The sequence below is a fragment of the Elusimicrobiota bacterium genome (assembly GCA_026388095.1).
Lineage (GTDB): Bacteria > Elusimicrobiota > Elusimicrobia > UBA1565 > UBA9628 > UBA9628.
This window is the reverse complement of sequence record JAPLKL010000056.1, coordinates 1-5,931: the sequence shown is the minus strand read 5'-3', so window position 1 is coordinate 5,931 and position 5,931 is coordinate 1. Positions and strand designations below refer to the sequence as shown.

Sequence of the window (5,931 nt, the reverse complement as noted above, 5' to 3'; positions counted from 1 at the left end):
TTGGTCCCCACCGTCTACAAGACCTTCTCCGCCGAGGAGGTCGCGGGCCGCTACGACAAGATCAACGCTTTCGAGAAGAAGCTGGCGGACCAGGGCACGGTGGTCCTCAAGTTCTTCCTTAATATCTCCAAGGACGAGCAGAAGGCCCGCCTGCAGGAAAGGCTCGACGACCCGGCCAAGAACTGGAAGTTCTCGCCCGCGGACCTGAAGACCCGCGAGCGTTGGGACGAGTTCCAGCAGGCTTACGGAAAGGTCCTGGCCCGCACCAGCACCCCCTGGGCGCCCTGGCACGTCATCCCTTCCAACAAGAAATGGTACCGCAACTACGCCGTGGCCCGCATCATCAAGGAAGCGCTGCAGCGCATGGACCCGCAGTACCCCAAGCCCACCTTCGACCCCAAGAAGATCCACATCCCCGACTGAGATCGGGGACACAATACTTATCTCGGGTGAATTGAGTATTGTGTCCCGAAATTAAAAGCGCCCCCGCCTCTGAGTCGAGGCGGGGGCCTTTTTCTTCCCGGGCTAGACTAGTTGGTCTGGCAGGTCTTGGCCAGTAACTCGGGGTTGCCGGCCGGCGCCGAGCCCGGCTCGTAGGTCTTGCGCATGCCTTCCAGGATCTTCCAGGTGGACTGCACGTCCTCGGCCGCCAGCTTGGCCAGCCGGTGCGCTTCATCCGGATTGGAGGTGTGCAGGACCTTGTAGCGCTGCTCCGCGCCCAGGTACTGTTCCAGCGGGATCTTGGCCGGCTTGGAGTCGATCTGCAGGGGGTTCTTGCCCTGGGCGATCAAGGCCGGGTTGAAGCGGATCAAAGGCCAATAGCCGCTGTCCACGGCCAGCTTCTGGTGCTCCAGGCCCTTGCCCTCCTCGATGGCGAAGCCGTGAGCGATGCAGTGGCTGTAGGCGATCACGATGGCCGGGCCGTCGTACTGCTCGGCCTCAACGAAAGCCTTGACCGTCTGCGCGTCGCTGGCGCCCATGGCCACGCGCGCCACGTAGCAATTGCCGTAGCCCATGGCGGTCAGGGCCAGGTCCTTGCGCTGGGTCTTCTTGCCGCTGACCGCGAAGCGCGCCGTAGCACCCCGGGGGGTGGCCTTGGAGGCCTGGCCGCCCGTGTTGGAGTAGACCTCGGTGTCGAGGACCAGGACCTTCACGTTCTTGCCCGAGCGCAGCACGTGGTCGAGGCCGCCGTAGCCGATGTCGTAGGCCCAGCCGTCGCCGCCCACCACCCAGACGCTCTTGCGCACCAGGCCGTCGGCGAGCTGGACCAGGTCCTTGGCCGGCAGCTCATCGATGCCCTTGAGCTTCGCCTGGAGCTTGACGATGCGCTCACGTTGGGCCGCGATGCCGCCCTCGTCGTCCTGCTTGGCTTCCAGGATCTCCTTTACGAGGTCCTTGCCCACCTTGGCCTCATAGCGCTTGAGCAGGTTCTCGGCATACTCCTTCTGCTGGTCGATGGCTAGGCGGAAGCCCATGCCGAACTCGGCGTTGTCCTCGAAGAGCGAGTTCGACCAGGCCGGGCCGCGGCCTTCCTTGTTCATGGAATAAGGAGTGGTCGGCAGGTTCCCTCCGTAGATGGGGGAGCAGCCCGTGGCGTTGCCGATGACCAGCCGGTCGCCCAGGAGCTGGGTGAGGAGCTTCACGTAAGGGGTCTCGCCGCAGCCCGCGCAGGCGCCCGAGAACTCGAAGAGCGGCTCGAGCATCTGGCTGCCCTTGACGGTCGCCACCGCCACGTTGCGGCGGTCCGGGTAGGGCAAGGACAGGAAGAACTTGAAGTTGACCTTCTCCTTCTCCATGAGGGCAGCGGCCGGAACCATGGTCAGGGCCTTGCGGTTCGGGTCGGTCTTGTCCTTTCCGGGGCAGTTGACCGCGCAGAGGTTGCAGCCCGTGCAATCCTCGGGGGCCAGCTGGACCGTGAACTTGGACGCCGGGAACTCCTTGCCCCGGTAGTCCATGCTGGTGAAGCCCTGGGGCGCCTTGGCTAGATGGGTCGCTGGATAGGCCTTGACCCGGATCGCGGCGTGAGGGCAGACCAAGGAGCACTTGGCGCACTGGATGCACAAGGAGGGCTCCCATTTCGGCATCCGCTGGGCGATGGCGCGCTTCTCCCACTTGGTGGTTCCCGTGGGGAAGGTGCCGTCAGCCGGGAAGGCGCTGACCGGCAGGTCGTCGCCGCGGTAGGCCATGAGCTCGGCCGTGACCTCGCGGATGAACTGCGGGGCGTTCGCGGGGACCATGGACTCCAGCTTGCCGCCCGCTATGGGCGCGGTCGGGTACTTGACCTCGATGAGGCCGGCCAAGGAGTCGTCGACCGCCTTGATGTTCTTGCTCACCACGGCCTCGCCCTTGGAGGAGTAGGTCTTCTTGATGGCGCCCTTGATGAGGTCCATGAAGCCGGGCAGGAGCTTGGTGATGTGGAAGTAGCAGGTCATCATCACCGTGTTGATGCGCGGCCCCAGGCCCGCCTCGCGCGCCACCTTGTAGGCGTCTAAGGCGTAGAACTTGAGCTTCTTGTCCACGATGCTCTTCTTGATGTGCGCGGGCAGGCGCTCCCAGATGGTCGCGGGATCGGCGCAGTTGAGCAGGAAGGTCGCTCCCGGCCCGGCCGTCTTGAGTACGTCCACGGTCTGCATGAGCCGCTCCTGGTGGCAGGCCACGAACTGGGCTTGGGAGACCAAAGAGCTGGAGCGGATGGGCTTGGGCCCGAAGCGCAGGTGCGAGATGGTCATGGAGCCGGCCTTTTTCGAGTCGTAGACGAAGTAGCCCTGGGCGTTCATGTCCGTGTTCTCGGCGATGAGCTTGATGGAGTTCTTGTTGGCGCCCACGGTGCCGTCGGAGCCCAGGCCGTAGAAGACCGCGCGCTGGGTCTCCGGGTATTCGGTGGACCAGTCCGCGTCGTAGTCCAGCGAGTTGTGGGTGACGTCGTCCTTGATGCCCACGACGAAGTGGTTCTTGGGCTTGGACTGGCCGAGCTCGTCGAACACGGCCTTGGCCTGGGCCGGGGTGTACTCCTTGGAGGAGAGGCCGTAGCGGCCGCCGACGATGCGGGGCCGGGCGGCCGGGTGCGGCCAGCCGTTGGCCCAGGCCTCCTCGATGGCGCCGATGACGTCGAGGTGCATGGGCTCCATGGAGCCGGGCTCCTTGGTGCGGTCCATGACCGCGATGTGCTTGACGCTGGAGGGCAGGGCCGCGACGAAGCGCTGGGAGTCGAACGGGCGGTAGAGCCGGACCTTGACCAGGCCCACCTTCTGGCCCTGGGCGTTCAAGGCCTCCACGGCCTCCTCGGTCCCGCCGCAGCCCGAACCCATCATGACGATGACCTTATCCGCCTGGGGGTGGCCGACGTAGTCGAAGAGCTTGTAGGCCCGGCCGGTGACCTTGGCGAAGCGGTCCATGACCGCCTGGATCTTGTCCGGGGCGGCCAGGTAATAAGGATTGCAGGCTTCCCGGGCCTGGAAGAACACGTCCGGGTTCTGGGCCGTGCCCTTGATGACCGGATGCTCGGGGTTCAGCGCCCGGCTGCGGTGCTCGTCGATGGATTTCTGCTGCACGATCTGGCGCAGCTCCTCATGGGAGAGGGTGCGCACCTTGAGGATCTCGTGCGAGGTCCGGAAGCCGTCGAAGAAATGCACGAAAGGCAGGCGGCTCTCCAGTGAGGCGGCGTGGGCGATGGCTCCCAGGTCGGTCACCTCCTGGACGTTGCCGGAGCACAGCAGGCCCAGGCCGGCGCCGCGCACGGCCATGACGTCGGAGTGGTCGCCGAAGATGGAGAGGGCGTGCGTGGCCACGGTGCGCGCCGCCACGTGGAAGACCACCGGGGTCAGCTCGCCGCCGACCTTGAACATGACCGGGATCATGAGCAGGAGCCCTTGGCTGGAGGTGAAGGTGGTGGCCAGGGCTCCGGTGGAGACCGCGCCGTGCAGGGCGCCGGCCGCGCCGGCCTCGCTCTGCATCTCGACGACGCTGGGGACGGCGCCGAACAGGTTGGGCTTGCGCGCCGCGGCCCAGGCGTCGCAGGCCTCTCCCATGTTGGAGGAGGGGGTGATGGGGTAGATGGCGATGACTTCGCTCAAAGCGTAGGCCACGCGGGCCGCGGCTTCGTTTCCGTCGATAGCGTCGAATTCGTGGTTTTTCATGGTGCTCCTATTTTACGATTTTGCGAGACCCTTGCCAATAAGTATTTCTAATAGTACGCCGAGTGAAACAAATCCGTGATAGAGGCCTGCTACCGTGAGGGCGAAAGGACATCTCGGAGAGGTTCACCATGCAAGCTCTTCTGACGATCGGACTGGGCAGCTACGGCGCGGGCTTCCAGAACTCGGGATCAGTGAACGGCTTCTGTCTGTTCCTTTTCTGGACCGGGGGACTCATGCTGGGCGCCGCTTTCTGGCACCTCCGGAAGGCGCCGGAGATCCAAGAAGCGACGCTGCCTCCCTCCGAATCTCCCCGCCGCTAAGTGCAGATGCGGCTGGCTGAAAAACGGACTGGCGAGCCGAAGGCTCGCCAGTAGCGCCGAAGGCGCCCTCCGCCGTCCGACCTGTGTTCTAATATCCGAGGCCGATCTCTTCGGCCAAGTCCGACTCGGGCAAGGTCAGGCTGGTGTCTTCGGACGCGTCCGCCGGGGCCGATTGCGCCGGGCCGACCGGGACCGCGGCCGGCTCAGGCTGGGCGGAGCCGTCGAAAAGGGCCGCGATCCTCTGCCCGGAGGGCAGGCCGCCTTCCTTCTTTTCAGCCATGCGGGCCAGGATCCCGCCGGCGCCCTTGCGGGCCTTGCGCTGGGCCGCGACGCCCTCGATGCGGGAGGCCGGTATCGCGGATTGCGGCGCGATGGCCGCGGGATTCTTCTGAGAGTCCATGCCGGGAGCCTGGGCCAGCGTCACCGGCGCCAGGACTGCGGGCGCGGCCGCCAGGACGGTCGGGACTACGGTCGGGATCACGGTCGGGACCACGGTCGGGACCAGGCTGATTCGAAGCTGCGGCGCGACGAGTTGGATCTGGGGCTGCCTGATGCTCACCAGGGGGAGCGGATAATTAGGAAAGGCGATCCGGGGAACATCGATGGTGGGCAGAGCGGTCGGGACCGCGATCACCGCGGAATGGGCTGTGCCGGGCATGATGATCATCCCCAGGAGGGAGAGGACCGCCAGGATCAGCCAGAAGTTTCTTTTCATGCCTATAGGATACCGCGGAAGAGGGCAAGAGCGTGATGACGGGCATCAAGCAGGCCCATTGATGCGCCTCATTGTCCGCGGTCAAGGGTCAAAATGGGCCCTTAGGGTAGGGGGCGGGCCCAGGCCTGGGCCTATATCGCGTCGGAGTCGAGCCAGATGGTGACCGGGCCGTCGTTGAGGGAATCGATCTCCATGTGGGCGCCGAACTCCCCGGCGGCCACGGGCACGCCCGCTGCGCGGAGCAGCTGGCTGAAGCGCTCGCAGAGGGGGCGGGCGAGGTCCGGGTGGGCTGCGGCGGTGAAATCGGGCCGCCGGCCGCCTCTGGTGTTGGCGAAAAGGGTGAACTGGGAGATGACCAAGGCCGAGCCTTTCTCATCTAGCAGGGACCTGTCGAATTTGTTGTCAGAGTTGGAAAAGATCCTGAGATTAATTATCTTTTCTACGAGTCTGGCCGCGGCTTGCTCCCCGTCGCCTTTGCCGACCCCGAGATAGATGAGCAGGCCTTTGCCGATGGCGCGGGTCTCCCCGCCGGGCAGACGCACGCTGGCCCGCGACACTCTCTGAATGAGGGCGCGCATAATTCGTATTATAGCAGACATGGCTCGGACGGCGCGGCTCTTAGACTTGTCTCACGCAAGATGAGCCTGAACTAATGCTGTTTCTCACGCAAGATGAGCCTGGGATGGGCTCGTTGAGCAGCCGGGACGGCATGGTAGCATGGGTCCATGACAGTGACCATGGACGACACGCAGATCTCGAC

General features: G+C 65.0%; 5 protein-coding genes. 2 read left to right on the top strand and 3 right to left on the bottom strand.

What is annotated here, in order from left to right; genetic code table 11:
* The coding region (locus tag NTY77_14560; GenBank protein MCX5796713.1) for a polyphosphate kinase 2 family protein at nucleotides 1-423 on the top strand (423 nt) is incomplete at its 5' end.
* Between the two features lie 107 nt (nucleotides 424-530).
* Here the strand turns inward: NTY77_14560 and nifJ are convergent.
* Nucleotides 531-4,136, bottom strand: coding sequence for a pyruvate:ferredoxin (flavodoxin) oxidoreductase (gene nifJ, locus NTY77_14555; protein MCX5796712.1), 3,606 nt, complete (start codon nucleotides 4,134-4,136; stop codon nucleotides 531-533).
* 128 nt (nucleotides 4,137-4,264) lie between these two features.
* Between nifJ and NTY77_14550 the strand changes: the two genes are divergently transcribed.
* On the top strand, nucleotides 4,265-4,456 hold the full coding sequence (locus NTY77_14550; GenBank protein MCX5796711.1) for a hypothetical protein: 192 nt from the start codon (nucleotides 4,265-4,267) through the stop codon (nucleotides 4,454-4,456).
* A gap of 88 nt (nucleotides 4,457-4,544) precedes the next feature.
* Here NTY77_14550 and NTY77_14545 read toward each other — a convergent pair whose 3' ends face one another.
* Together NTY77_14545 and dtd are read right to left on the bottom strand one after the other, a co-directional pair.
* Entirely contained in the window at nucleotides 4,545-5,171 is a 627-nt protein-coding gene (locus tag NTY77_14545) for a hypothetical protein (GenBank protein MCX5796710.1), read from the bottom strand.
* 131 nt (nucleotides 5,172-5,302) lie between these two features.
* Nucleotides 5,303-5,749 carry a D-aminoacyl-tRNA deacylase gene (gene dtd / locus NTY77_14540; protein MCX5796709.1) on the bottom strand — a complete coding sequence of 149 codons (447 nt, stop codon included), beginning with the start codon at nucleotides 5,747-5,749 and terminating at the stop codon, nucleotides 5,303-5,305.
* Between the last annotated feature and the right edge of the window lie 182 nt (nucleotides 5,750-5,931).

Coding starts and splice junctions, on each gene's coding strand:
- nifJ (MCX5796712.1), bottom strand. CDS start 4,136: ATGAAAAACCACGAATTCGACGCTATCGACGGAAACGAAGCCGCGGCC.
- NTY77_14550 (MCX5796711.1), top strand. CDS start 4,265: ATGCAAGCTCTTCTGACGATCGGACTGGGCAGCTACGGCGCGGGCTTC.
- NTY77_14545 (MCX5796710.1), bottom strand. CDS start 5,171: ATGAAAAGAAACTTCTGGCTGATCCTGGCGGTCCTCTCCCTCCTGGGG.
- dtd (MCX5796709.1), bottom strand. CDS start 5,749: ATGCGCGCCCTCATTCAGAGAGTGTCGCGGGCCAGCGTGCGTCTGCCC.